Below are 26673 nucleotides of genomic sequence, written 5' to 3'. Positions count from 1 at the left end.
ATGATAGGGGTCTCCAAAACCTTTGGTGGGAGTTCGATTCTCTCATCCCCTGCTCTTAATAACGTTGGAAAGTCTTGTGAGTCAAGGTTTCTGGCGTTTTTTGTTTTTGAAATTTTATATAGGTAATCAAAAAGGTAACCACATTTGTAAGTGACATAGATAAGATAAAGGAGATACGACAGATGGACGAAGAGATTACATATTATATAAATACAGACTGCATTAATTGTGGCTTATGTGTGAAAGCCTGTCCGGAGCATTGCATTGACGTATATAAAAAGCCGGCAGTGATCGATCAGAGTAAATGCAGACATTGTGGGGCCTGTGCAGAGATTTGTCCACCGGGGGCGATCAGAGATTGGGATGAGTAAATAAAAAGAGAGCAAATACAGAATCTGCCATTATAGCAGTATATAATCTGTAGTTGTTCTCTTTTTTATTAGAAGTTTTCAATAAATTTAATTACTTTTTCGGTCGTAGTGTTCTGGTATTTACCTTTTTTCCAGATGACACCGATTCGCTGTTCGATGGAAGGCATGACAGGAATTCCTACAATATCAGGATGTGCCTCCACGATAGAACGATAGAGGAAAGTTCCAACCCGGTCAGATTTTATCATATTAAGTAAAGTAGTAATCTGACATGTATTGAGTAAAATGTGTGGAGTCACACCGACTGCCTTGAACTGCCTGTTCAGTGTCATGACCTGCACAGAATCCGTATTATTTTCCTTTCTGCTTTTTGTCCAGATGGTTGGACATTTTGCACAACCCTAAATAAAAAAATTAGTAGCATCAGAACTGCTGTTCTTTATACTACTAATTATAAAACTCACAAAAAATAAAAAAATATAAAGTTTTAGTTGTGGCCCGTCATCTTTTCTGATATAATAAGTCCGATTTTTAATACTCTGTCGTGATAAAAGTGAAACTGTCACGAAGGAGGCTAAAAGGAGAAACTACAAATGAAAGAAAAGAAAGAACGGGCCAAACGTCTGCCCACTTTTGCGGAATCGATCACACCGATCGTCGCAATGCTCCTGATCCTTACCATCGGAAAAGGCGTATTCGGCTACAGCACAGAGCCGCTTCTGATCATGGTAGCTGCAATCGCAGCATTTATCGCGTTCCGTGTAGGCGTTACCTGGGATGAGATGATGGATGAGATCTGCACCAAGATCGCAAAGGGCATGCCGGCCATCCTGATTCTTGTATGTGTTGGCGCTATGGTTGGTACCTGGATGGCAGCCGGTACCATTCCGATGATGATTTATTACGGCGTCCAGATCGTAAACCCGAAATTCATGCTGGTTACCGCGTTCCTGATCGAGGCAGTGGTTTCGGTTGTTACCGGTACCTCCTGGGGTTCCGTTGCAACCATGGGTGTTGCCCTGATGGGAATCGCAAGCGCCCTTGGCGTATCCCTTCCGGCTACCGCAGGTGCCTGCATCGCAGGTTCCTACTTTGGTGACAAGATGTCTCCGCTGTCCGATACCACAAATCTGGCTCCAATCGCGGCAGGCAGCACACTGTATGAGCATATCGGACATATGTTCTACACCACTGTCCCAGCAACCATCGTTTCCCTGGTGGTATATGCCATTGTTGGTATGAACGCAGATGTAAGCGCAGATATTACTTCTGACACCGTTACTACTTTATTAAGCCAGCTTTCTTCCATGTACAGCTGGAACCTGCTGATCATCATTCCGGTAGTGATCGTGCTGGGCGGCTCCCTGTTTCACAAGCCAACCATTCCGGTTATGCTTCTTTCTACCTTTGTAGCAGGCTTGGAGAGTGTCTTCATTCAGCACGTAGCGTTAGGAGATGTGTTAAATGCAACTGTAAACGGTTTTAATGTATCCATGATCCACCGTGCAGGATTTGACACCGAGACCTGTTCCGAGGCCGTAACCAAGCTGTTAAACCGCGGCGGTATGAACGGCATTATGAGTACCACACTTCTGGTATTCTGCGCATTCTGCTTCGCAGGTATCATGAGCCGGGCTGGCTGTCTGGATGTGGTACTCCAGAAGATCTTAAGCGTGGCAAAGAGTACCGGTGCGCTGATCACCGCAACCGTTGCAGCCTGCATTACCATGGCACTGACCACCGGTAACTCTTACCTTTCCATTCTGATTCCGGGCGAGATGTTCCGTGACGCTTACAAAGAGCGCGGGCTTGCGGCAAAGAACCTGTCCAGAACCCTTGAGGATGCCGGTACCGTAGTTGTACCGCTGATCCCGTGGTCCGCAGCAGGTGCTTACATGGCTTCCACCCTTGGCGTAGAGACTCTGGATTACCTTCCATGGGCAATCCTGTGCTACACCGGCTGGATTTTTGCGATCATCTGGGGCTTTACCGGATTTGGTATTGCCAAGCTCGATGATGAGAAGAAAAAGGAGAACTAAATACGATGTCCAGAGTGCTTTTGATTAAAAATGCGAATCTGTATGATCCGGATCCAAAAGGAATCCGTGATATCCTGATCGTAGATGAAAAAGTATTTTCTGTGGCAGAACACATCGATCCACCGGAACTTTCTGTTCCGGTGGAAGTTGTTTCTGCAGATGGAAAAACGGTAATTCCTGGTTATGTGGACCAGCATGTTCATGTAATTGGCGGGGGCGGCGAGGCGGGGCCTTATAGCCGGACTCCGGAAGTATTTCTTTCCGATGTAACCACAGCTGGAGTAACCACGGTTATTGGCGTTCTCGGAACCGACGGAACCGGACGCCATCCGGAATCCCTGCTTGCGAAAGTGCGGGGGCTGGAAACAGAAGGAATCAGCGCTTATATGCTGACTGCTTCCTACGAAATCCCGCTTAGAACCATGACCGGAGACGCAAGGCGCGATATTATCCTGATCGACAAAGTCCTTGGAATCGGAGAAATCGCGCTGTCAGACCACCGTTCCTCCCAGCCTACCAAGGATGAGCTGAAACGAATCCTGACCCAGGCGAGACTGGGCGGCATGCTTTCTGCCAAGGCCGGTGTGGTGCAGTTCCATATGGGAGTCGGAAAGAACGGAATCCAGATGCTGTTTGACATTCTGGATGAGACAGAGATTCCGCCCCGCCATATGATACCAACCCATGTAAACCGTGCGCCGCATCTGTTTGAGCAGGCAAAAGAGCTGGCGAGGCGGGGAGGCTATATTGACATTACCTCCGGAATCCGGGAGCAGGACGGCTTTACGAACTGCATCAAGCCAAGCGAGGCCATCCGCATCTGTATGGAAGAGGGTGTTCCCATGGAGCAGATCACCATGAGTTCCGATGGAAACGGAAGTATGAGTGTTCCGCTGCCGGATGGCGGCGCAAAGCTTCTGGTTACCCGGCTTTCTTCCCTGCATGAGGAAGTGCGTGATGCTGTAAAGGCAGGGGTTCCGGTGGAAAAAGCCATCCGCATCTGCGGGGAGAACCCGGCCAGAGCCAACGGATTATTCTCGAAAAAGGGCTGCATCCGTCCGGGCAGCGACGCGGATCTTGTGATCCTGGATGAGGAATTTCTGGTAGATACGGTATTTGCCCGTGGACAGAAAATGGTGGAGTATGGAAAAGCACTGGTAAAAGGCACCTTTGAGACAGACTGACAGAAGCTTTGAAATAGAAAAGCGGAAAAGAAAGAGACAGGAGAATTGACATTATGATCAAGTTATTGAAAAACGCGAATGTGTACGCACCGGAGAAACTGGGAAAGAAAGATATCCTTATTGAGGGGGAAAAAATCCTTCTGATGCAGGATACTATTGAGGGATATGAGGGACTTCCGGGAGTGGAAACCTATGATCTGGAGGGAAAGACCGTTGTTCCGGCTTACATTGACATGCACGTGCATATCACAGGCGGCGGCGGAGAGCAGGGTCCGGCATCCCGTGTACCGGAATCCCAGCTCAGTGAATTCTTCAAAAATGGTATTACCACGGTAGTCGGACTTCTGGGAACCGATGGCGTAACCCGCAGTGTGGAAAATCTGGTCGCAAAAGCTCGCGCCCTGACCGAAGAGGGCATGACCGTGTACACTCTGACCAGTTCCTATGGTTACCCGCCGACCACCCTGACCGGAAGTGTAGAGCGCGATATCATCCTGGTTCCGCCGATGATTGGTGTGAAGGTAGCGGTATCGGACCACAGAAGCTCCAACCCAGGCGGAGAAGAGCTAATCGCGCTGGCTACTGCAGCGCGCAGAGCCGGCTTACTCAGCAATACCCCTGGCCTGGTAACCATGCACATGGGTGACGGAGAGGGAAGACTGGATCCGATTTTCTATGTGCTGGATCATTCCGACGTTCCAGCCAAGAACCTGCTGCCGACCCACATCTTACGCAATCCTGGCCTGATTGATGCCAGCGCGGATCTGGTACGCCGTGGCGGCTACATTGACTGCACCGCCGGCGCCGATGATGTGGAGGTCGAATCCGATGCTCTGAAGCTCTATGAGCTGTTGCACCGCGAAGGTGTGAGCCTGGATCATGTAACCATGTCCAGTGACGCGTTCGGAAGCCAGCCGCGCTTCAACGAAGAGGGCGAGTGCATTGGCCTGACCTACGCGTCCCCGAAGTATCTGCACCGTACCATCCAGATTCTGGTAAGAGAGGGCATGCCGCTGGAGGATGCCTTACAGCTTCTGACCAGCACTCCGGCCGTACTCCTTGGCAAAGAAGGAATCAAGGGCTGTGTAGCGGAAGGCGCAGACGCAGACCTTCTGATACTGGATGAGAATCTCAACATCAACAGCCTGTTTGCCCGCGGCAAGGTCGCTGTGTGGGAGCAGGAAGTGAAGATGAAGGGCAGATTCGAGCAGTAAGGAAAAACATACAGGAGAAGGACTGTGACTGACTTATACTTTTTTATACTGACTGCCATCAACCTGTTCGTCCTGATTTTTATGTGCGGTCTGGTGAAGTTAAGCGAAACCCTGAATCCCAAACAGGCAAAAGGGTTTCTTGCCACGTTTATTCTGATTGGTGGAATCTCCATTCTGGAGATGATTTCCGTGCTGGTGGATGACGGACCGGTCTGGTTGCGCTGGCTGAATGTGATGTCCAACTATCTCGGATTCGGCCTGACACCGGTTGTCCCAATTTGTCTGGCTTATACGCTGGAACGTTCCAAGCGTATGTCCTGGGGGGTGAAAATTGCGGCGGCTGCAGAAATTCTGTATCTGCTGGTTCTGACGGTCTCCCTTTTCTCCAGCGGACTGGTATTTACGGTGGATGCGGCAAATCACTATTCCAGACAGAAGGGGTTCCACATCTACATGATCATGTATTATGCGGGAATTATGTATTTGCTGGTAAAAACGCTGGAGATGGCGCGAAACTTTCAAAATCGTGGGAAGGAGCTGATTTATGGTCTAACTGGGTTTCTGGCAGTGGGAACTCTGGTCCAGGTGCTGATTCCATCGGTACATATTACCTGGCTTTGTGTCACGCTCAATGCGGTGCTGTATTTTCTGTACTGCAATGAGATGTGGAACCAGTTAGACGGCCTGACCGGGTTGCTGAGCCAGAAGAGCTACTTAAACCGGACTCTGAATCTGCGTCCGGAGGACCGGATGCTGATTGTGCTGGATCTGGACGATTTTAAGTACATCAACGATACGTACGGCCATTTGGCTGGAGACCGGTGCCTGAGGGAAATTGCCGGATGCCTGAAAAAAGCCTATAGCCGTTATGGAAACTGTTACCGCATTGGAGGAGATGAATTCTGTGTTCTTTTGCGGGAACCGGAAAAGGAAGAACTCTGCAAAGAGAAATTCTTCTGGGTGATGGAAAAACGCAGAAAGGTGGTTTCCATTCTGCCGTTTGTCTCCTATGGCAGTGCGGAGCTTCTTGAGCAGGAGAGTATCCGCGACACCAAGGCGAGAGCAGACCAGAAAATGTATGAGGATAAAAAGGAACACAAGGAGAGAAAGGGCAGATGATGAACAGTCCCATTATCGAGTTTGATGTACACGGAATGCGCACGGAAGATGCGGTTGCGGCTATTCAGAAAAAGGTGGATCAGGCCGGAACTGCCGTCTACAAGATCCGGGTGATCCACGGATACAATGGCGGTACCCGGATCCGCTCAGCTATCCGGGAAGAGTTCAGTTATGGACGGGAACCGAAGGTAAAGCGCATCACAATGGGCGCAAATGAGGGGATTACGGAACTAAATAATAAAAAATTATGCGGATTTTGTCTTGTGGGCGTGAGCGTAGGCTTCCTGGATCTCTTCTGGCATGGAATCCGGGATCATCGCATGAAGCTGTTCTTCGCTGACACCTTTCATTGCCTGGTCATAAAACCAGCATTTGTATTTCAGCATATCAAGTGCCTGGTTCATACGCTCGATCTCAGCCTCGATGTTCTGACGCTGACGCTGGAACATGGCACGGCGCTGCGGGTAGGTTTCCTTCCCCATGGCGCACCATTCGATGAACTGGCGGATATCCTTGATCTCCATGCCGGATTTTTTGAGACAGTCGATGACACGCAGAGTCTCCAGCTCACGGTCGCTGAATTTACGGACTCCGGAGACACGCATCATATCCGGAAAAAGCCCCTCCTTATCATAATAGCGGAGCGTAGAGACAGGCAGACCAAACATTTCAGATACTTCTCCGATAGAATACATAATAAAAAACCTCCTGATGTTTTGAATTTAAAATTTAAGATCACGAAGCGCAGGATAACCATAAGCCGATTCTGCACTTCGAACAGCACAGAGGATCGCTTCTGACATGACATCAGCTGCAAGCGTGCCGACCATATCGCAGTCTGCAGCAACGGTTCCGACAGAAAGAGCGTAGATACTGTCGCCGTCGGCAGAAGTATGGACCGGACGGATGGAACGGGCATAGCCATTATGTGTCATACCGGCAATCTTGCAGAGCTGGCTTTTGTCGAAGCGTGCATTGGTGATGATGGCACCGATCGTGGTGTTGTCGACATATTTGTTTTCATGTACTTTATAGGACTGATAGAGTAGTTTTGCAGAATTAGCAAAAGAATTACGGTCTTCGCTGAGCAGACCGGCAACGATCCTGCCAGAGTGATGATCGTAAATATCGCCGAGTGCATTTACCGCAACGATCGCACCGACTTTAAGTTCACCGATCTGTACGGCGTAGCTTCCGATGCCGGATTTCATACAGAAATCCATCCCCTTAAATTTACCGACGGTTGCTCCTGTGCCCACACCGAAGTTTCCATCCTGGTAATTGTCAAGATAAGCATTCTTACAGGCTTCATATCCCATTGCCTTATCCGGGCGGCAGTGTGGATCGGCTACGGTCAGGTCAAAGAGATCCGACTGGCAGACAAGAGGTACTTTAGTCACACCTACATCAAAACCGATGTCCTTTTCTTCCAGAAACTGCATGACACCGCCGCCGGCATCCAGCCCGAATGCACTGCCTCCGCCGAGAAGTACGGCGTGGATCGTCTGTGCGCTGGCAAGCGGTTTGAGAAGTTCACTTTCTCTTGAAGCAGGACCGCCCCCGCGGACATCAAGTCCCGCACACATGCCGCTTTCACTCAGGATAACGGTACAGCCTGTTCCTCCCTCGACATTCTGTGCATTTCCAATGCGGATCCCAGGAAAGTCTTTGATACTGATAACATCCATGATATTCCTCCATAATCTGTAAAACCGTAAAATAAAACCGGAATTTACTCTTATATTTTACTCAAAGGTATTGACCTAAAGTCAGGTTTAAGTGCTATACTCATAGTAACAAATTAAAAATTCAATGTCAAACAGAATGGAGGAAACTTTATCATGTCAAAGAAATTAGTAGCATATTTTTCAGCAAGTGGAGTAACAGAAAAAATGGCAAAGACACTTGCAGAAGTGACAGGGGCAGATTTATTTGAGATTCAGCCGGCAGTTCCGTATACAACAGCAGATCTGGACTGGATGAATAAAAAGAGCCGCAGCAGTGTGGAAATGAGTAATCCGGATTCCAGACCGGAAATTGGAAATAAAATACCGGATATGGGACAGTATGATACGGTATTTGTAGGATTCCCAATCTGGTGGTATGTGGCACCGACCATTATCAATACATTTCTTGAGAGTTATGATTTCACAGGAAAGAAAATTGCAACATTTGCAACTTCCGGAGGAAGTGGAATGGGTAAGACAGACAGCATCCTGAAGAAATGTGCACCGAATGCGGACTGGAAAGAAGGAAAACGGTTCGGCAGTGCGGACAAAAATGCATTGAAAGCATGGGCTGAATCACAGGGGATGTAAGCCGGACAGATAAGATATGAATGCAGAAAGAGCGATACAACTTTTCTTCTGAAAGGAAGTGGGGGTGTACCGCTCTTTTTGTATACAAAAAAAATTCGCCGGATAAAAAAATATTGTAATATGTAATTGCAAGAATAAAAAAATATAGTATAATGAAATTTCATAGAACAGGGGAAACCGGAGAGGGAAAATTATGGATTATCAGCAGCTTATTACCTTTATTATGGAAATGGTCGGAACGGTTGCGTTTGCAGCTTCGGGAGCGATGATTGCAGTGGACCGGGCGATGGATATTTTTGGTGTGATCGTACTGGGAGTTACGACAGCCGTAGGTGGTGGAGCTATAAGAGATGTGATTCTTGGAATCGTACCACCGGCAATGTTCCAGAATCCAATCTATACACTGGTAGCGACAATTACATCGTGTGTGGTCTTTCTGATCTTGTATCTGAAAAAAGAACTTCTGCAGGGGCATAACCGGGAAACTTACGACAAGATCATGCTGGTCATGGATTCCATCGGACTTGGGATTTTTACAGTAGTAGGAGTGAATACGGGAATTTCACATGGCTATGTGAATTATATGTTCCTGTTGGTGTTTCTTGGAACGATCACCGGAGTTGGAGGAGGTTTGCTGCGAGATATCATGGCAGGAGTGCCGCCATATATTCTGGTTAAGCATATCTATGCCTGTGCATCAATTGTTGGTGCGATCGTCTGTGTGGTGCTGTACCGGAATTTTGGTGCAGTTGTTTCTATGGTCGGAGCATCTGCAGTTGTGATTTTAATTCGATATCTGGCAGCACATTACCGGTGGAATCTTCCGAAACTGACAAGAAGTGAATAGCAGAAAAATTAATACAGAGCATATGAAAAACAGCCCTTCCCGACATGGAGAAGAGCTGTTTTCGCTTAAAAGAGGAAATCCAATATATAGGTTATTTACTGTTTTTAAATTATTCCAGCGGCTGAGTATCCTGAAGAGCCTCGAATCCTTCTTCGCCGGTACGGATCTTAACGACGTTCTCGATATCGTATACAAATACTTTACCATCACCGTACTGACCTGTATGAAGTGTTTTCTTAGCTGTCTCAATAACAGTTCTTACAGGAATAAGGCTGACTACGATTTCAATCTTGATCTTCGGCAGCAGGTTCATATCCATTTCAACACCACGGTAGTAGGAGCGGGCACCCTTCTGTACACCACATCCCATAACGTTTGTAATGGTAATACCGGTAACACCGATTTCGTTCATTGCATGCATGAATTCTTCAAGCTTACTCTGACGTGTGATGATAACAACTTTTGTCAGTTTATGTACGCCTTCTCTTGGAAGTTCAGGAATAGTATCAGCAACTTCAGCAGGAGCAACGTTTGCGGAAGTATTTGCAGAAGGTGTTGCTTTTGTAACGCCCATAGGAGTTGGAACTGTCATAGTATCATGTACAACAAATCCGTCGTAAGCACTTGTAAGACCGTGTTCTTTGGAATCCAGACCTTCGATCTCTTCTTCAGCGGATACACGAAGACCAACGGTATGTTTGAGTGCCTGGAAGATGATTGTCATAGTAACAGCAACCCATGCAATGGTGATGATCATTCCGATAAACTGTACACCAAATCCGTGGAAACCACCGCCTACAAGAAGACCTTTCCATTCTGTACCTGTACCATCGGAGAAAAGACCAACAGCAAGAGTACCGAAGGCACCGTTTAATCCGTGAACGCCGACAGCACCAACAGGGTCATCGACTTTGAGTACTTTGTCAATAAATTCAATACCAAATACTACAACAAAACCAGAGATAATACCAATAATAGCTGCGGATGTCGGAGAAACTGTATCACATCCTGCTGTGATAGCTACCAGACCTGCAAGAGATCCGTTGAGGGACATGGAAACATCAGGTTTTTTGTATCTGATCCATGTGATGACAAGAACAGTTACTGTTGCAACAGCTGCTGCAAGGTTTGTAGTTACGAAGATTTTACCTGCACTTACAATGGCATCACCTTCCATGCTGACAGTAGATGCACCATTGAATCCGAACCAGCAGAACCAGAGGATGAATACACCTAAAGCACCGATGGTAAGGTTATGTCCAGGAATCGCTTTGGATTTTCCACTCTTGGAATATTTACCGATACGAGGTCCAAGGATGAGAGCACCGATAAATGCTGCAACACCGCCGACCATATGTACTGCACAGGAACCTGCAAAATCATGGAATCCCATCTGGCTGATGAAACCACCGCCCCAGATCCAGTGACCAGATACCGGGTAAACGATCAGGCTGATCAGGAAGCTGTAGATACAATAGGAAGAAAATTTTGTACGTTCTGCCATGGCACCAGATACGATAGTAGCGGATGTTGCACAGAATACAGTCTGGAAGATCAGAAATGCCCAGAACGGAACACCGTCAGGAAGCATTGCAGAACCATAATTAGCTTCTGTGGCAATACCGCCAATCTTTCCAAAGAATCCATTACCGGCTCCAAACATGATACCAAATCCGACGATCCAGAAGGTAGGAGTACCAATACAGAAGTCCATAAGGTTTTTCATAATGATGTTACCTGCATTTTTTGCCCTGGTAAAGCCAGTCTCTACCATAGCAAAGCCTGCCTGCATAAAGAAGACAAGTGCGGCACCTAAAAGTACCCAGATTGTGTTTACTGATGAATAGTCCATAAAGTTACCTCTCTTTCCCTTAAAAAGTTTAGCAGTTTAACAGTTTCTTAAAATAAAATTGAAAAGGCACGGGAATGATGAAAAATCATTCTCGCGCCTTTACGAATCAAATGTATATGTAAAACAGGGGATGTCTCGTATCGTGTGATTAATGGATGAGGAAATCGATAATGAATTATGAAGTAGTTCATGTTCATAATGACATCCCCCGGTTTTACCATTGTGAAATTATCAATGTATTCTCTTATTCTCAGTCGGAGATGGAGAATAACAGTTTGCCATAGGTTGGATATGGAAGAATAGAATCCGGAATGAGCGCTTCAGCTGCATCCGCAGAAACACGAACTTTTTCCATATCGGTGAGAACAACGCTCTGGTAGAGCTTTGCACTCTTGAGAAGATCTTTGCCAACTTCATATTCGGCCATTGCAGTATCTGCTTTCAGTGTTTCCAGATCTTTGGTCATTGTTTCGGCAAGCTCAGTCAGTCTGGAAAGAAGAGATGCTTCTGTGGATACAGAGATATCCGGAACAACAGATTTCTTGAGAGACGCTGTCTGAGCAAGTTTTTCCATATATGTAGTAATACTTGGAAGAAGATCTTTCTGAATGATCTCAACCAGTGTATTTGCTTCAATGTGAAGAGTTTTTACATAGTTTTCCAGTTTGATCTCATAACGGGAATGCAGCTCTGCATCTGTGAAAATATGATGGCTTGTAAGAAGTTTTTCATTCTTTTCATCGATGAAGTGCGGCAGTGCATCCGGTGTGGATACCAGATTATAAAGACCACGTTTTTTGGCTTCTTCCAGCCATTCATCGGTATAACCGTTTCCATTGAAGATAACACGTTTGTGGTCGATGATTGTCTGTTTCAGTAATTCATGTACGGCAGATTCCATTTCATCTGCCGGAACATCTTTCAGTTTCTCATAGAACTGACGCAGAACTTCTGCAACAGCAGTGTTGAGAATGATGTTCGGATTTGCAACAGAGGAAGAAGATCCAAGCATACGGAATTCGAATTTGTTTCCTGTGAATGCAAACGGAGAAGTACGGTTTCTGTCTGTATTATCTTTTACAAAGTGTGGAAGTACTTTTGCACCGATATCCATCTGAACAGCACCGTGTCCTGCGAAGAATTCATCGTTTTCGATTGCTTTGAGGACTTCTGACAGTTCATCTCCAAGGAAGATAGAAACAACTGCCGGCGGAGCTTCGTTAGCACCAAGACGATGGTCGTTTCCTGCACTTGCAACGGAAATACGGAGCAGATCTGCATAATCATCAACTGCTTTAATAACAGCTACAAGAAATACCAGGAACTGAGTATTTTCAGCAGGTGTTTTGCCAGGATCAAGAAGGTTGACGCCGGTATCTGTACTCATGGACCAGTTATTGTGTTTACCACTTCCGTTGATACCTTCAAATGGTTTTTCATGAAGCAGGCATACCATATTATGCTTGGCAGCAACTTTTTTCATGATTTCCATTGTCAGCTGGTTATGATCGACTGCAACGTTTGTTGTATCGAATACCGGAGCCAGCTCATGCTGAGCAGGAGCAACTTCATTATGTTTTGTTTTGGCCGGAATTCCAAGTTTCCAGAGCTCTTCATCAAGATCGTGCATATAAGCAGATACACGAGGCTTCAGAGTTCCGAAATAATGATCTTCCATTTCCTGGCCTTTTGGAGCCGGAGCACCGATCAGTGTACGTCCACAGAAAATCAGGTCTTTTCTCTTATTATAAAGATCTTTGTCTACCAGGAAGTATTCCTGTTCAGGACCTACGGTTGTGTTGATGTGTTTAACTTCGGTATTTCCGAGAAGACGAAGAATTTTCACTGCTTCTTTATTCAGAGTATCCATGGAACGAAGAAGAGGTGTCTTCTTATCCAGTGCCTCGCCGCTGTAAGAACAGAATGCTGTCGGGATGTAAAGTGTACGGTCTTTAATAAATGCCGGTGAAGTAGGATCCCAGGCTGTATAACCTCTTGCTTCAAATGTAGCTCGAAGACCGCCTGACGGAAAACTGGAAGCATCCGGCTCACCTTTTACAAGTTCTTTGCCGGAGAAATCCATGATCACCTGTCCATCTACTGTAGGGGAAATGAAACTGTCATGTTTTTCTGCTGTAAAGTTAGTCATTGGCTGAAACCAGTGAGTATAATGAGTAGCACCATGTTCCAGTGCCCATTCTTTCATGGCAACTGCTACGGAGTTGGCAACATCAAGTTCAAGATGAGTGCCGTTCTCGATTGTTTTTTTCAGCGCTTTGTACATATCTTTTGGTAATTTCTCACGCATGATCTTGTCATTAAAAACAAGACTGCCGTAAAGTTCAGGAATGCTCTGTGCCATAATTAAAATCTCCTTTCGATTCCATTAATCTTATTATCCTCAGATAAACAAAAAAGGCGCCTTGGAATTTAATCCAAAGCGCCGTTGCTTATGTGATGTAGTATACACAAAAAAATCAGGATGTCAATAATTTTTGTGAAAAAAATTTCAAATTTTTTGTTTGGGTAAATGAATTTATTTGTATGGATTTTTGAAGGGACAAGGGTTGACAAAAGTCGATCTTCTATTATAATTTCAGATAGATTCACAGGTGAAATTCACATTGATAAACATTGATAATGGGAGGAAATTCTGATGGCAGGAATTAAGGAAGCCTGTGGTGTATTTGGTATTTATGATCTGGATGGAGGAAATGTTGTTCCATCCATTTATTATGGCCTTACATCACTTCAGCATCGTGGACAGGAGTCTTGCGGACTTGCAGTTTCCAGAACAGACGGAGAGCGTGGCAATGTCCAGTTTCATAAGGATCTGGGACTGGTAAGTGAAGTTCTCAGGGAAGATACCATACGGAATATGGAAGGTGATCTCGGAATCGGACATGTACGTTATTCTACGACAGGCGCATCTGTGGCAGAAAATGCACAGCCTCTGGTATTGTCCTATATTAAAGGGACACTTGCACTGGCACATAACGGAAACCTGATCAATACCCCGGAACTGAAATGGGAGCTGATTCAGAACGGAGCGATTTTTCATACAACGACTGATTCGGAAGTTATTGCGTTTCATGTAGCACGTGAGCGAGTGCACTCCAAAACAGTAGAAGAGGCTGTCCTCAAAACTGCCCGTAAGCTGAAAGGTGGATATGCTCTCGTTATCATGAGTCCGAGAAAATTGATTGGTGTCAGGGATCCGTTTGGACTGAAACCATTGTGTCTTGGAAAACGCGATAATACTTATGTACTTGCATCTGAGAGCTGTGCACTTACCTCTGTGGGCGCTGAGTTTATAAGAGATATTGAGCCAGGAGAGATGATTACGATTTCCAGAAATGGTATTGAGTCTAATAAAGAATTGAGTACCGGTAAACATGCCCATTGTGTATTCGAATATATTTATTTCGCAAGACTGGACAGTATGATGGATGGAGTGAAGATTTATGATGCTCGTATCCGAGGCGGTAAATCACTTGCAAAATCCTATCCGGTAGAGGCTGATCTTGTTACCGGTGTGCCGGAATCTGGTATCCCGGCAGCAAAGGGATATTCGGAAGAATCGGGTATACCGTTTGGCTTTGCTTTTTATAAGAACAGCTATATTGGAAGAACATTTATCAAACCAACGCAGAAAGAACGAGAGTCCAGTGTACATTTGAAACTCAGTGTTCTAGATTCTGCGGTCAAAGGCAAACGAATCGTTCTGGTGGATGATTCCATTGTCCGTGGAACAACGATTGCAAACCTTATCCGTATGCTTAAAAAAGCAGGCGCACTGGAGGTACATGTACGAATCAGTTCTCCGCCGTTCCTGCATCCATGCTATTTTGGAACAGATGTACCATCTAATGATCAGCTGATTGCCAGCAATCACAGTGCACAGGAAATCTGTGAGATGATCGGAGCAGATTCTCTTGGATATATGCAGAGTGATTACCTGGAGGGAATGGCAGGTCACCTTCCATTATGTAAAGCCTGCTTTGATGGTAAATATCCGATGGATGTGGAAGCAGAACTGAACAAAAAAATTGACTGCGGATGTTGAAAATTATAGAAATTACATATTTACAAACGAAAAAAAATAAGGTATAGTAAATCTCATATTTTAAGATCTTATCTGACAAAGGCGTCAGAAGCGATAGAGGGAATTGTCACTTTGTCTGCTTCTGACGCCTTTTGTTTAAGATATAAAATGGAGGAGGAAATCGATAATGGCAGTAAAATACGTTTTTGTTACAGGTGGTGTTGTATCCGGTCTTGGTAAAGGAATCACAGCAGCTTCCCTTGGAAGACTTCTGAAAGCACGTGGATATCAGGTAACAATGCAGAAGTTTGATCCTTATATCAATATTGATCCGGGTACCATGAACCCAATCCAGCATGGAGAGGTTTTTGTTACAGATGATGGTACAGAGACGGATCTGGATCTTGGACATTATGAGAGATTTATTGATGAGAGCCTTGATAAAAACTCGAATGTAACGACCGGAAAGGTCTATTGGTCTGTATTACAGAAAGAACGTCATGGAGACTTTGGCGGAGGTACTGTGCAGGTCATCCCTCACATCACCAATGAGATTAAGAGCCGCTTCTACAGAGCGAAGGAACAGGATGAAGAAAAAATTGCGATTATAGAGGTTGGTGGAACTGTTGGTGATATTGAAAGTCAGCCGTTTCTTGAGTCTATTCGTCAGTTCCAACATGATGTGGGACATGACAACGCGATTCTGATTCATGTAACACTGATTCCTTATTTGAAAGCATCTGAAGAGATGAAGACAAAACCGACACAGGCCAGTGTAAAAGAACTTCAGGGAATGGGAATTCAGCCGGATGTTCTGGTATGCAGAAGTGAGCATCCACTGACTGATGAAATCAAAGGAAAGATTGCACTGTTCTGTAATGTACCGGTCAGCCATGTGCTGCAGAATCTTGATGTAGAATATCTTTATGAAGCACCTCTTGCCATGGAGCGTGAAAAACTGGCAGATGTGGTACTGGAATCTTTAAGACTGGAGAATCGCAAACCGGATCTTACCGAATGGACACAGATGGTCAATGACCTGCGCAATCCGGAAAGCACTGTAAATATTGCCATGGTAGGAAAATATACACAGCTTCACGATGCATATCTGAGTGTTGTGGAAGCACTGAAACATGGTGGGATTTCATGCAAAGCAAAAGTAGAGATCATATGGATTGATTCTGAAGAATTGAATGAAAAGAATCTGGATCAGATGCTTCATAAAGTAGACGGTATTCTGGTTCCGGGTGGATTTGGAAATAGAGGTACCGAAGGTATGATTCTGGCAGCACAGTATGCCCGTGTACACAAAATTCCGTATCTTGGAATCTGCCTTGGCATGCAGATGGCAATTGTTGAATTTGCAAGACATGTTCTGGGATATGAAGATGCGAACAGTATAGAACTGGATCCTGCAACCAAACATCCGGTAATTGCATTGATGCCGGATCAGGAGAGCGTAGAAGATCTGGGCGGTACGTTGAGACTTGGAAGTTATCCGTGTGTATTGGCAGACAGTTCCAGAGCACTTGAACTTTTTGGAAAGAAAGAAATTCAGGAACGTCACAGACATCGTTATGAGGTAAACAATGCATATCGAGAAGAACTTGCAGCGAAAGGAATGACGATTGCAGGAACTTCACCGGACGGACATATCGTAGAGATGATAGAGATCAAAGATCATCCATTTTATGAAGGAACACAGGGACATCCGGAATTTAAATCAAGACCGAACCATGCACACCCACTGTTCCGCGGATTTGTAAAAGCAGCAGATGAATATGCAAAACTGAAACTGAGCCGACAGGCACAAAATCAGGAATAAAAAATAAAAGGAGTGAGACAGGACGAGAAAAAGTCTTGTTTTATTCCTGTTACAAATAGAAAGGATAAATGACCATGCAGGAAGTAAGGAGAGAAGATCAGGGACTGTACCGTCGCGAATTCGAGCATGATAACTGCGGTATCGGTGCGGTTGTAAATATAAAAGGTAAAAAGACCCATGATACGGTTGCCAATGCGCTCAGAATCGTAGAACATCTGGAGCACCGTGCTGGTAAAGATGCAGAAGGTAAGACTGGTGATGGTGTCGGAATTCTTCTGCAGATTTCACATAAATTTTTCAAAAAAGCCTGTAAGAAAGAGGGCTTTGATATTGGTGGAGAAAGAGAATATGGTATTGCACAGTTCTTTTTCCCACAGCATGAGATCAAGCGTGCACAGGCAAAGAAAATGTTCGAGATCATTGTGGAAAAAGAAGGTCTGGAACTTCTTGGCTGGAGAACTGTTCCGGTAATCCCGGAGGTGCTTGGACATAAAGCCAGAGAATGTATGCCTTACATTATGCAGGCATTTATCAAAAAACCAGATGAGGTAGAAAAAGGACTTCCGTTTGACCGTATGCTCTATATTGCACGTCGTGAGTTTGAACAGAGTAACGACAATACTTATGTAGTATCTATGAGCAGCCGTACGATCGTATACAAAGGTATGTTCCTGGTAGGACAGCTGAGAACATTCTTTGCTGATCTTCAGAACCCTGATTATGAGTCTGCAATTGCGATGGTTCATTCGAGATTCAGTACGAATACAAATCCGAGCTGGGAGAGAGCTCATCCGAACCGTTTTATGGTTCACAATGGTGAGATCAATACAATCCGTGGAAATGCAGATAAGATGCTTGCCAGAGAAGAAAATATGGAATCTCCATATCTGAAGGGACAGCTCCATAAGGTTCTTCCGGTCATTGACCGTAAGGGATCTGACTCAGCTATGCTTGACAATACTTTGGAATTCCTTGTAATGAGTGGAATGGAACTCCCACTTGCAGTGATGATCACTATTCCAGAACCGTGGGCTAACAATGATACAATCTCACAGGATAAGAGAGATTTTTATCAGTATTATGCGACTATGATGGAGCCATGGGATGGACCGGCGTCTATTCTTTTCTCTGATGGTGATGTCATGGGAGCTGTACTTGACCGTAATGGTCTGCGTCCGTCAAGATATTATATCACCTCTGACGGCTACATGATCCTGTCTTCAGAAGTTGGTGTTATGCCAATCCCAGAAGAGAAGATTGTTCTGAAAGAGAGACTTCATCCTGGAAAAATGCTTCTGGTAGATACCGTCGCAGGTAAGGTAGTCGATGACGATGAGCTGAAAGAAAAATATGCAGCTATGCAGCCATATGGAGAATGGCTGAACAGCAATCTGGTTCAGCTGAAAGATATCAAAATTCCGAATGTACGTATGGAAGAATACACACCGGAGCAGCGTGCACGCCTTCAGAAAGCATTTGGATATACTTATGAGCAGTACCGTACTTCAATCAGAAATATGGCACTGAACGGTGCGGAAAGCATTGGTGCGATGGGTGTTGATACTCCGCTGGCAGTACTTTCTGATCAGCACAGACCGTTATTTGATTACTTCAAACAGCTTTTTGCACAGGTTACAAACCCGCCGATCGATGCGATCCGTGAGGAAATTGTTACCTCAACCAGCGTATATGTCGGCAAAGACGGAAACTTACTTGTACAGCAGCCTGAAAATTGTCATGTGCTGAAGATCGTGCATCCGATCCTTACAAATACAGATATGCTCAAGATCAAAAACATGAATCATGAGGGATTTAAGGTTGCAGTAGTTTCTACTCTGTATTATAAGAGTACAAAGCTGGAAAGAGCAATCGACCGTCTTTTTGTAGAAGTCGACAAGGCATATCGTGATGGCGCAAACATCCTGGTACTTTCAGACCGTGGAGTTGATGAGAATCATATGCCGATCCCGTCATTATTGGCTGTTTCTGCTGTACATCAGCACCTTGTAAAAACGAAAAAGAGTACATCACTGGCAATCATTCTGGAATCCGGCGAACCAAGAGAGGTACATCATTTTGCAACACTTCTTGGTTATGGTGCAAGTGCGATCAACCCTTATCTTGCACTTGAGACAATCCGTGAACTGATCGATAATCGTATGCTTGACAAAGATTATTATGCAGCAGTCGAAGATTATAATCATGCAGTCTTAAGTGGTATTGTAAAAATTGCTTCCAAGATGGGTATTTCAACGATCCAGTCTTATCAGGGATCACAGATCTTTGAGGCTATCGGTGTTTCTCAGGATGTGATTGATAAATACTTTACAGGAACTGTAAGCCGTGTTGGTGGAATCACTCTGGAAGATATTGAAGATAATGTAGAAAAACTGCATTCAGAAGCCTTTGATCCGCTTGGCCTTGATACTGATCTTACTTTGGACAGTGTGGGTGCACACAAGATGAGAAGCCAGGGAGAAGAGCATAAATACAATCCGCAGACAATTCATCTGCTTCAGGAATCTACCTGGACAGGCAGTTATGATCTGTTCAAACAGTATACTGCACTGGTAGACAAAGAAAGCCATGGAGCACTTCGTGGTCTTCTGGAATTCAATTATCCGGAAAAAGCAATCCCGATCGAAGAAGTTGAAAGTGTCGATGAGATCGTTAAGAGATTCAAGACAGGTGCGATGTCTTATGGATCAATTTCTCAGGAAGCACATGAGACACTTGCAATTGCAATGAACCATCTGCATGGAAAATCCAATACAGGTGAAGGTGGAGAAAGTGCAGAGCGTATTGCATCTGCAGGAAGTAAAGACGACCGTTGTTCTGCAATCAAACAGGTAGCCAGCGGACGATTCGGTGTTACAAGCCGTTATCTGGTATCTGCAAGAGAAATCCAGATCAAGATGGCTCAGGGTGCAAAACCTGGTGAAGGTGGACATCTTCCGGCTAAAAAAGTATATCCGTGGATTGCAAAGACACGTCATTCAACTCCTGGTGTGTCTCTGATCTCCCCGCCGCCGCATCATGATATTTATTCCATCGAGGATCTGGCACAGCTGATCTATGACCTGAAAAACTCTAACGTTTATGCAGATATTTCCGTGAAGCTTGTTTCTGAGGCAGGTGTCGGTACCGTTGCAGCCGGTGTTGCAAAAGCCGGTGCACAGACAGTTCTGATCTCCGGTTATGACGGAGGAACTGGAGCAGCTCCAAGAAGCTCGATCCACAATGCAGGACTTCCGTGGGAGCTTGGACTTGCAGAAACACATCAGACACTTCTTATGAATGGTCTGCGTAACCGGGTACGTATCGAGACAGATGGAAAGCTGATGAGCGGACGTGATGTTGTGATCGCAGCACTTCTCGGAGCAGAGGAATTTGGTTTCGCAACAGCTCCTCTTGTAACAATGGGATGTGTCATGATGAGAGTATGTAATCTGGATACCTGTCCGGTCGGTGTGGCAACACAGAATCCGGAGCTTCGTAAACGTTTCCGTGGTAAACCTGAATACGTAGAGAACTTTATGAGATTCATTGCTCAGGAAATGCGAGAATACATGGCACGTCTTGGCGTTCGTACTGTTGATGAAATGGTTGGACATACTGAGCTTCTTAAACAGTCTGCAGAAGCAGTTGCAGCAGAACCGCACAAAGGCAAACTGGACCTCAGTGCGATCCTCAATAATCCGTATGCAGGAAACGGACAGAAGGTTACCTTTGATCCAAAGGCTGTTTATAATTTTGAATTGGAAAAAACTCTGGATGAAAAAGTCCTTCTTAAAAAATGTGCAAGAGCTATCTCAAAAGCAGAACACGTCGAACTGGATGTGGATGTGACAAATACAGACCGTACCTTTGGTACGATTCTCGGTGCCGAAATCACCAGACAGACAGGAACCGGACTTCCGGATGATACGATTGTGATTAACTGTCACGGCGCCGGCGGACAGAGTTTTGGTGCATTTATTCCGAAAGGACTCACCCTGAATCTTACCGGTGACAGTAATGACTACTTTGGTAAAGGTCTGTCAGGTGGTAAGCTGATCGTAAAAGTTCCTGAAAAAGCAGCTTATAAACCGGAAGAAAATATCATCATCGGAAACGTTGCTCTGTATGGTGCTACCAGCGGTTATGCCTTTATCAACGGTGTTGCAGGAGAACGTTTTGCAGTTCGTAACTCAGGTGCCTATGCAGTTGTTGAGGGTGTCGGTGAGCATGGATGTGAATATATGACAGGTGGCCGTGTCGTAGTCCTTGGACGAACCGGAAAGAACTTCGCAGCAGGCATGAGTGGTGGTATTGCTTATGTGCTGGATGTTGATAATAAACTGTATAAGAATATTAATAAAGCAATGATCTCTATTGAAAAAGTGGAGAATAAATATGATAAAAAAGAACTTCGTGATCTGATCGAAGCCCATGTTGCGGCTACCGGTTCTAAACTTGGAACAAAAGTCCTTGATGACTTTGACTATTATCTGCCGCACTTTAAGAAACTGATTCCAAATGAATATAAGAAGATGATCACACTCAGCGCCAAACTGGAAGAAAAAGGACTGACAAGTGAACAGGCGCAGATGGAAGCATTTTATGAAAGCATTGGAGCAAAGCATTAAGGAGGATGAGGAAACATGGGAAAGCCAACAGGATTTTTAGAGTATAAAAGAGAGACAGCCAGAGTGCTGCCGCCAAAGGTCCGGATTGCCAACTTCAATGAGTTCCGGACTCCTCTCAGCAAAGAAAAACAGAAAACACAGGGGGCGCGCTGCATGGCCTGCGGCGTACCTTTCTGCCAGTCAGGTATGATGCTTAATGGAATGGCTTCCGGCTGTCCACTGCATAACCTCGTACCGGAAACAAATGATCTGGTATATACAGGAAACTGGAAACAGGCATATTTAAGACTTTCCAAGACACATAGTTTTCCAGAGTTTACTTCCAGAGTGTGTCCGGCTCTTTGTGAGGCGGCATGTACCTGTAATCTGGACAGTGAGCCGGTATCTACAAAAGAAAATGAAAGAGCAATCATTGAAACTGCGTGGCAGGAAGGATGGGTAAAACCACAGATTCCGCGCGTTCGTACAGGAAAGACGATCGCAGTAGTCGGAAGTGGTCCATCCGGTCTGGCAGCGGCACAGCAACTGAACCGAAGAGGACACAGTGTTACAGTTTATGAAAGAAGTGACAGACCTGGCGGACTTCTCCGTTACGGTATTCCGAATATGAAACTGGAAAAATCTGTCGTAGACAGAAGAATTCATCTGATGGAAGAAGAAGGTGTGAAGTTTGTTCTGAATACCAATGTCGGAAAAGATATCACTGCAGAAGAACTTCTTAAGAAATATGACCGCGTGATCCTTGCATGTGGAGCATCTAATCCGAGAGACATCAAAGTTCCGGGACGAGAAGCAAAAGGTATTTACTTTGCTGTAGATTTTCTTGGAAAAGTCACCAAGACACTTTTGGATTCCAATTTTGAAAAAACGCCATATGAACTTGCAAAAGATAAACATGTACTTGTGATCGGTGGTGGCGATACCGGTAATGACTGTGTTGGAACAAGTATCCGCCTTGGAGCAAAATCTGTTACACAGCTTGAAATGATGCCGAAGCCGCCGGTAGAACGTGCAGCGAATAATCCGTGGCCTGAGTGGCCGAGAATCCTCAAAACGGACTATGGCCAGGAAGAGGCAATTGCAGTGTTTGGCCATGATCCGCGTGTATATCAGACAACGGTTACGGAGTTTATTGCAGATAAGAAAGGAAATGTCTGCAAGGCGAAGATCGTTAAACTAAAAAGTCAGAAAGATGAAAAGACAGGAAGAATGATGATGGTTCCGGTAGAAGGAACGGAAGAAGTCATTCCGGCAGATGTGGTTCTGATCGCAGCTGGATTCCTGGGAAGCCAAAAGTATGTAACAGATGCATTTAAAGTAGCACTTACCGGACGGACAAACGTTGAAACAAAACCAGAAGCTTATGAAACTTCTGTACCAAGAGTCTTCACGGCAGGCGATATGCACCGGGGACAGTCGCTGGTTGTATGGGCAATCCGTGAGGGCCGTGAGGCAGCAAGAGCTGTTGATGAGTCCCTGATGGGATATACAAATCTGTAAAAAGAGAGTTGACAAAGATCATGCAGGTTGCTATAATACCTGCATGAACAAGGGCGTTCTTTTGGAGGGTAACCCTCCGAAAGTGCGCCCCTTTTTTATTTATTTTTAAATTATAAGGAGAGAATGTTATGGGGAATTATACCAGAGAGGAAATATTACAGATGGTTGAGGATGAAGACGTAGAATTTATCCGCCTTCAGTTTACCGATATGTTTGGGGCAATCAAAAATATCGCTGTAACCGCTCGGGAACTTCCTCGGGCGTTGAATAATCAGTGTGTGATAGATGGAGAACAGATTGCAGGAACCTCCGGATTAAAAGATGCAGATCTGTATCTCAGACCTGTACTTGATACATTTGCAATCCTGCCGTGGCGTCCACAGCAGGGAAAAGTGGCACGAATGATCTGTGATCTGTATTTTCCTGATGGAACGCCATACAAAAACAGTCCAAGATATATTCTGGAAAATGTTGCCGGAAAAGCGCAGGCTGAGGGCTATACCTGCTACATTGATCCGGAATGTGAATTTTTCCTGTTCCATACAGAAGATAATGGAAATCCAACAACGGTGACACACGAGCAGGCCGGATATCTGGATATCAGTCCGCTGGATCTTGGAGAAAATGCAAGAAGAGATATGGTGCTTACATTGGAAGATATGGGAATGGAAGTTGAATCCTCTCATCACGAGGCAGCACCGGCTCAGCATGAAATTGATTTTCGTTATGGCGAGATCCGTAAGATTGCGGACTGCATTACTACTTTTAAGATGGCTGTTCGTATTGTGGCAAAGAGACATGGCCTTCATGCGACATTTATGCCGAAACCAAAGGCAGAAGTAAATGGATCAGGAATGCATATTCAGTTTTCGCTGATTAAAGACGGAAAGAATGTGTTTGAGAGTCAGTCAAATCATGGAGAACTCAGCCAGGAGGCTTATTATTTTATTGGAGGCCTGCTTGCACACAGTAAGGAAATGGCACTGATCACGAATCCGATCGTTAATTCATACAAACGACTTGTTCCGGGATATGATGCTCCGACAGAACTTACCTGGACAGAGAATAATCAGAATTCACTTGTTCGCATTCCAGTTACCAGAGGCGAAGGAATCAGAGTAGAACTTCGAAGTCCTGATACTTCCGCGAATCCGTATGTTGTTCTGGCAATCTGCCTGGCAGCAGGTCTGGATGGAATCAAAAACAAGATCACGCCGACGAAATCATCAAACCTTGCAATGCAGGGACAACAGGCGGAGCATCTTCCGTCAACGCTGAAAGAGGCAATTGACTATTTTGAGGAAAGTACATGGGTAAAGGACGTGCTGGGAGAAGAGTTCTGCAAACAGTATGTTGCAGCCAAGAAAAATGAATGGCTGCGATATATACAGCAGGTAACTGACTGGGAAATTGCAGAATATCTGTATCGCCTGTAAGCATGTGGTCTTGTAGGAGAAACGTATGAGGTCTGAAGGAGGAGAGACACTGGTATGAGCAGCATTGTTATTGCATTACCCAAAATAGAAGATGCCAGAAAAATCCGCAGTGTTCTGGAATGCCACGGATTAGCGGTAGCCTCTGTATGCAGTACTGCATCGAATGCTCTTTCCAGCGCATCTGAATTAGGAAATGGTGTTTTGATCTGTGGGCATCGTCTTCCTGATATGAATTATCTGGATCTGGCAGAGTGTATGCCAAGGGATTTCGAGATGCTGCTTCTGGCGTCTGCGAGGGTGATATGTGAAGTACCACCATCGATTCTGTCAGTAGAAATGCCAATGAAAGCCAGTGACCTGATCAATACGGTAAATATGATTCTTATGCAGCAGGAACGTAAGCGACGCAAAGAGAAAAAGAAACCAAAGCTTCGTTCCGAGAAAGAACAGAATTATATATCCAATGCAAAAATGATGCTGATGCAGCGAAATCACCTGAGTGAGGACGATGCATACCGGTATATCCAGAAATCAAGTATGGATTCCGGAACCAATATGGTAGAAACAGCACAGATGCTTCTGATGCTGTTATACGAAAGTTAAATAAAAAAGACTAGATATATGGAGGATGAGGAAATGGAGTTTTTGAACGGTATTTGCAAAAAAGAAGTAACCGAGTGGGATGAACTGACTGGTACTTCTCTCTTAAATCAGGAAGTAGTTCTGGAAGGAGCCGTTCACAGCATCCGTAATATGGGCGATGTGGCTTTTGTGATCCTGAGAAGAAGAGAGGGACTTTTTCAGACTGTTGTAGAAAATGAAAAAGCAAATCTTTCCATTCATGATCTGAAAGAGGCTATGACTCTCCGTGTGAAAGGAATTCTCCATGAGGAAGAACGAGCACCTCATGGAAGAGAAGTCCGTGTTCAGGAGATCGAGATTCTTTCATCACCGGCGGAACCAATGCCGCTGGCAATTGATAAATGGAAATTAAATACATCTCTGGAGGCAAAACTGAATTTACGTCCGATCGCACTCCGTAATATTCAGGAGCGTTCTAAATTCAAGATTCAGGAAGCTCTGGTACGTGCGTTCCGTGATTTCCTCTATGAGCAGGGCTTTACAGAAATTCATACACCTAAGATCGGAGCAAGAGGTGCCGAGGGTGGAGCAAACCTGTTTAAATTCAGCTATTTCCACAAACCGGCTGTATTGGCACAGAGCCCACAGTTTTATAAACAGATGATGGTGGGTGTGTTTGACAGGGTATTTGAAACAGGTCCGGTATTCCGTGCAGAAAAACATAACACGAAACGTCATTTGAACGAATATACCAGTCTCGATTTTGAAATGGGTTATATCGATGGATTTGAAGACATTATGGGTATGGAGACGGGATTTCTTCAGTATGCAATGGAACTTCTGAAGAAGGATTATGCAAAAGAACTTCAGATCCTGAAGATTCAGCTTCCAAAAGTAGATCAGATTCCAGCAGTTCGTTTTGATAAAGCTAAGGAACTGGTTTCCGAAAAATATAATCGTAAGATCCGCAATCCATATGATCTGGAACCGGAAGAAGAAGCTTTGATCGGAAGATATTTCAAAGAAGAATACGATGCAGATTTTGTGTTTGTTACACATTATCCGTCGAAGAAACGTCCATTCTATGCAATGGATGATCCACAGGATGATAAATTCACACTGAGTTTTGATCTTCTGTTTCATGGACTGGAAGTTACAACAGGTGGTCAGCGAATCCATGACTACAATCAGCTGAAAGCAAAGATCACTGCACGAGGCATGGAAGAAGAAGGTATGGAACAGTATCTGGATACATTCAAACATGGTATGCCACCTCACGGAGGACTTGGTATCGGTCTGGAGCGTCTGACTATGCAGCTTCTTGGTGAGGAAAATGTCCGTGAGGCATGTCTGTTCCCGAGAGATCTGAACAGACTGGAACCGTAACTGTTTGCAGGGAGGAAAAAATAATGGCAAAGATCATAGATGATGAAACAATTGAAAATGTATGTATTCTGGCGAAGCTCTCTCTCAGCGATGAGGCTAAGGAAAAAGCAAAAGAAGACATGCAGAAGATGCTGGATTATGTAGAAAAACTGGATGAACTTGATACAGATGGAGTAGAACCACTGTCTCATATCTTTGGTGATCAGAATGTTTTCCGCGAAGATGTGGTAACAAACGGGGATAACAAAGAAGCAATGCTTGCAAATGCACCAAAAGCAAAAGAAGGACAGTATCAGGTACCGAAGACTATCGGATAATGAAAGGGAA

The 26673-nt window shown here is 44.9% G+C and carries 20 protein-coding genes; 15 read left to right on the top strand and 5 right to left on the bottom strand.

Translation table 11 applies throughout. The features are described from left to right. The first annotated feature begins 182 nt into the window (after window positions 1–182). Window positions 183–371 (top strand): 4Fe-4S binding protein, encoded by a 189-nt coding sequence (locus LI112_RS09690; RefSeq protein WP_046415770.1) that lies wholly within the window; start codon window positions 183–185, stop codon window positions 369–371. A gap of 68 nt (window positions 372–439) precedes the next feature. Here LI112_RS09690 and LI112_RS09685 read toward each other — a convergent pair whose 3' ends face one another. Beyond that, window positions 440–703, bottom strand: a complete 264-nt coding sequence (locus tag LI112_RS09685) for a LysR substrate-binding domain-containing protein (RefSeq protein ID WP_227190641.1) — start codon at window positions 701–703, stop codon at window positions 440–442. A 261-nt stretch (window positions 704–964) separates the two neighbouring features. Between LI112_RS09685 and nhaC the strand changes: the two genes are divergently transcribed. The 4 genes from nhaC to LI112_RS09665 are packed head-to-tail and all read left to right on the top strand — an operon-like array spanning window position 965 to window position 5927. Continuing rightward, a complete protein-coding gene (gene nhaC / locus LI112_RS09680) occupies window positions 965–2410 on the top strand; it encodes a Na+/H+ antiporter NhaC (RefSeq protein WP_227190640.1) in 1446 nt (481 codons plus the stop codon). Between the two features lie 5 nt (window positions 2411–2415). Beyond that, the gene (iadA, locus tag LI112_RS09675; RefSeq protein ID WP_227190639.1) at window positions 2416–3594 is read left to right on the top strand and encodes a beta-aspartyl-peptidase; all 1179 of its coding nucleotides are present in this window, start codon (window positions 2416–2418) and stop codon (window positions 3592–3594) included. 53 nt (window positions 3595–3647) lie between these two features. Further along, window positions 3648–4808, top strand: coding sequence for a beta-aspartyl-peptidase (gene iadA / locus LI112_RS09670; protein WP_138344083.1), 1161 nt, complete (start codon window positions 3648–3650; stop codon window positions 4806–4808). Between the two features lie 24 nt (window positions 4809–4832). Beyond that, a complete protein-coding gene (locus LI112_RS09665) occupies window positions 4833–5927 on the top strand; it encodes a GGDEF domain-containing protein (protein WP_227190638.1) in 1095 nt (364 codons plus the stop codon). 245 nt (window positions 5928–6172) lie between these two features. On the opposite strand, the gene LI112_RS09660 is transcribed toward LI112_RS09665, so the two are convergent. Together LI112_RS09660 and LI112_RS09655 are read right to left on the bottom strand one after the other, a co-directional pair. After that, on the bottom strand, window positions 6173–6622 hold the full coding sequence (locus LI112_RS09660; RefSeq protein ID WP_227190637.1) for a MerR family transcriptional regulator: 450 nt from the start codon (window positions 6620–6622) through the stop codon (window positions 6173–6175). A 27-nt stretch (window positions 6623–6649) separates the two neighbouring features. Further along, on the bottom strand, window positions 6650–7615 hold the full coding sequence (locus LI112_RS09655) for a P1 family peptidase (RefSeq protein WP_138344080.1): 966 nt from the start codon (window positions 7613–7615) through the stop codon (window positions 6650–6652). A gap of 153 nt (window positions 7616–7768) precedes the next feature. On the opposite strand from LI112_RS09655, the gene LI112_RS09650 reads away from it, so the two are divergent. After that, window positions 7769–8245: a flavodoxin gene (locus LI112_RS09650; protein WP_138344079.1), complete on the top strand. Its 477-nt coding sequence runs from the start codon at window positions 7769–7771 to the stop codon at window positions 8243–8245. Window positions 8246–8438: 193 nt separating this feature from the next. After that, a complete protein-coding gene (locus tag LI112_RS09645; protein WP_227190636.1) occupies window positions 8439–9092 on the top strand; it encodes a trimeric intracellular cation channel family protein in 654 nt (217 codons plus the stop codon). 109 nt (window positions 9093–9201) lie between these two features. Here LI112_RS09645 and LI112_RS09640 read toward each other — a convergent pair whose 3' ends face one another. Further along, entirely contained in the window at window positions 9202–10944 is a 1743-nt protein-coding gene (locus LI112_RS09640) for an ammonium transporter (protein WP_227190635.1), read from the bottom strand. Window positions 10945–11194: 250 nt separating this feature from the next. After that, the gene (locus LI112_RS09635; protein ID WP_227190634.1) at window positions 11195–13306 is read right to left on the bottom strand and encodes a glutamine synthetase III; all 2112 of its coding nucleotides are present in this window, start codon (window positions 13304–13306) and stop codon (window positions 11195–11197) included. 294 nt (window positions 13307–13600) lie between these two features. On the opposite strand from LI112_RS09635, the gene purF reads away from it, so the two are divergent. From purF to gatC, 8 genes are all read left to right on the top strand, one after another. Then, window positions 13601–15010 carry an amidophosphoribosyltransferase gene (purF, locus tag LI112_RS09630; protein WP_055065544.1) on the top strand — a complete coding sequence of 470 codons (1410 nt, stop codon included), beginning with the start codon at window positions 13601–13603 and terminating at the stop codon, window positions 15008–15010. A gap of 166 nt (window positions 15011–15176) precedes the next feature. Beyond that, window positions 15177–16814 (top strand): CTP synthase, encoded by a 1638-nt coding sequence (locus LI112_RS09625; protein ID WP_005426374.1) that lies wholly within the window; start codon window positions 15177–15179, stop codon window positions 16812–16814. A gap of 74 nt (window positions 16815–16888) precedes the next feature. Beyond that, complete coding sequence (gene gltB / locus LI112_RS09620) at window positions 16889–21442, top strand: glutamate synthase large subunit (protein WP_227190633.1); 4554 nt, start codon at window positions 16889–16891, stop codon at window positions 21440–21442. 15 nt (window positions 21443–21457) lie between these two features. Beyond that, window positions 21458–22942: a glutamate synthase subunit beta gene (locus LI112_RS09615; RefSeq protein ID WP_138344074.1), complete on the top strand. Its 1485-nt coding sequence runs from the start codon at window positions 21458–21460 to the stop codon at window positions 22940–22942. 128 nt (window positions 22943–23070) lie between these two features. Continuing rightward, a complete protein-coding gene (gene glnA, locus LI112_RS09610; RefSeq protein ID WP_005426380.1) occupies window positions 23071–24378 on the top strand; it encodes a type I glutamate--ammonia ligase in 1308 nt (435 codons plus the stop codon). 54 nt (window positions 24379–24432) lie between these two features. Then, entirely contained in the window at window positions 24433–24981 is a 549-nt protein-coding gene (locus tag LI112_RS09605; protein WP_138344073.1) for an ANTAR domain-containing response regulator, read from the top strand. A 33-nt stretch (window positions 24982–25014) separates the two neighbouring features. Then, window positions 25015–26346 carry an aspartate--tRNA(Asn) ligase gene (aspS, locus tag LI112_RS09600; RefSeq protein WP_138344072.1) on the top strand — a complete coding sequence of 444 codons (1332 nt, stop codon included), beginning with the start codon at window positions 25015–25017 and terminating at the stop codon, window positions 26344–26346. Window positions 26347–26369: 23 nt separating this feature from the next. Then, window positions 26370–26663, top strand: coding sequence for an Asp-tRNA(Asn)/Glu-tRNA(Gln) amidotransferase subunit GatC (gene gatC, locus LI112_RS09595; RefSeq protein ID WP_022388178.1), 294 nt, complete (start codon window positions 26370–26372; stop codon window positions 26661–26663). Window positions 26664–26673 lie beyond the last annotated feature (10 nt).

It is taken from the genome of Blautia sp. 210820-DFI.6.14 (assembly GCF_020558815.1).
GTDB classification, from domain to species: domain Bacteria; phylum Bacillota; class Clostridia; order Lachnospirales; family Lachnospiraceae; genus Blautia_A; species Blautia_A obeum.
Note: the sequence above shows the minus strand (reverse complement) of the source record. Positions and strands in the feature narration are given on the sequence as shown.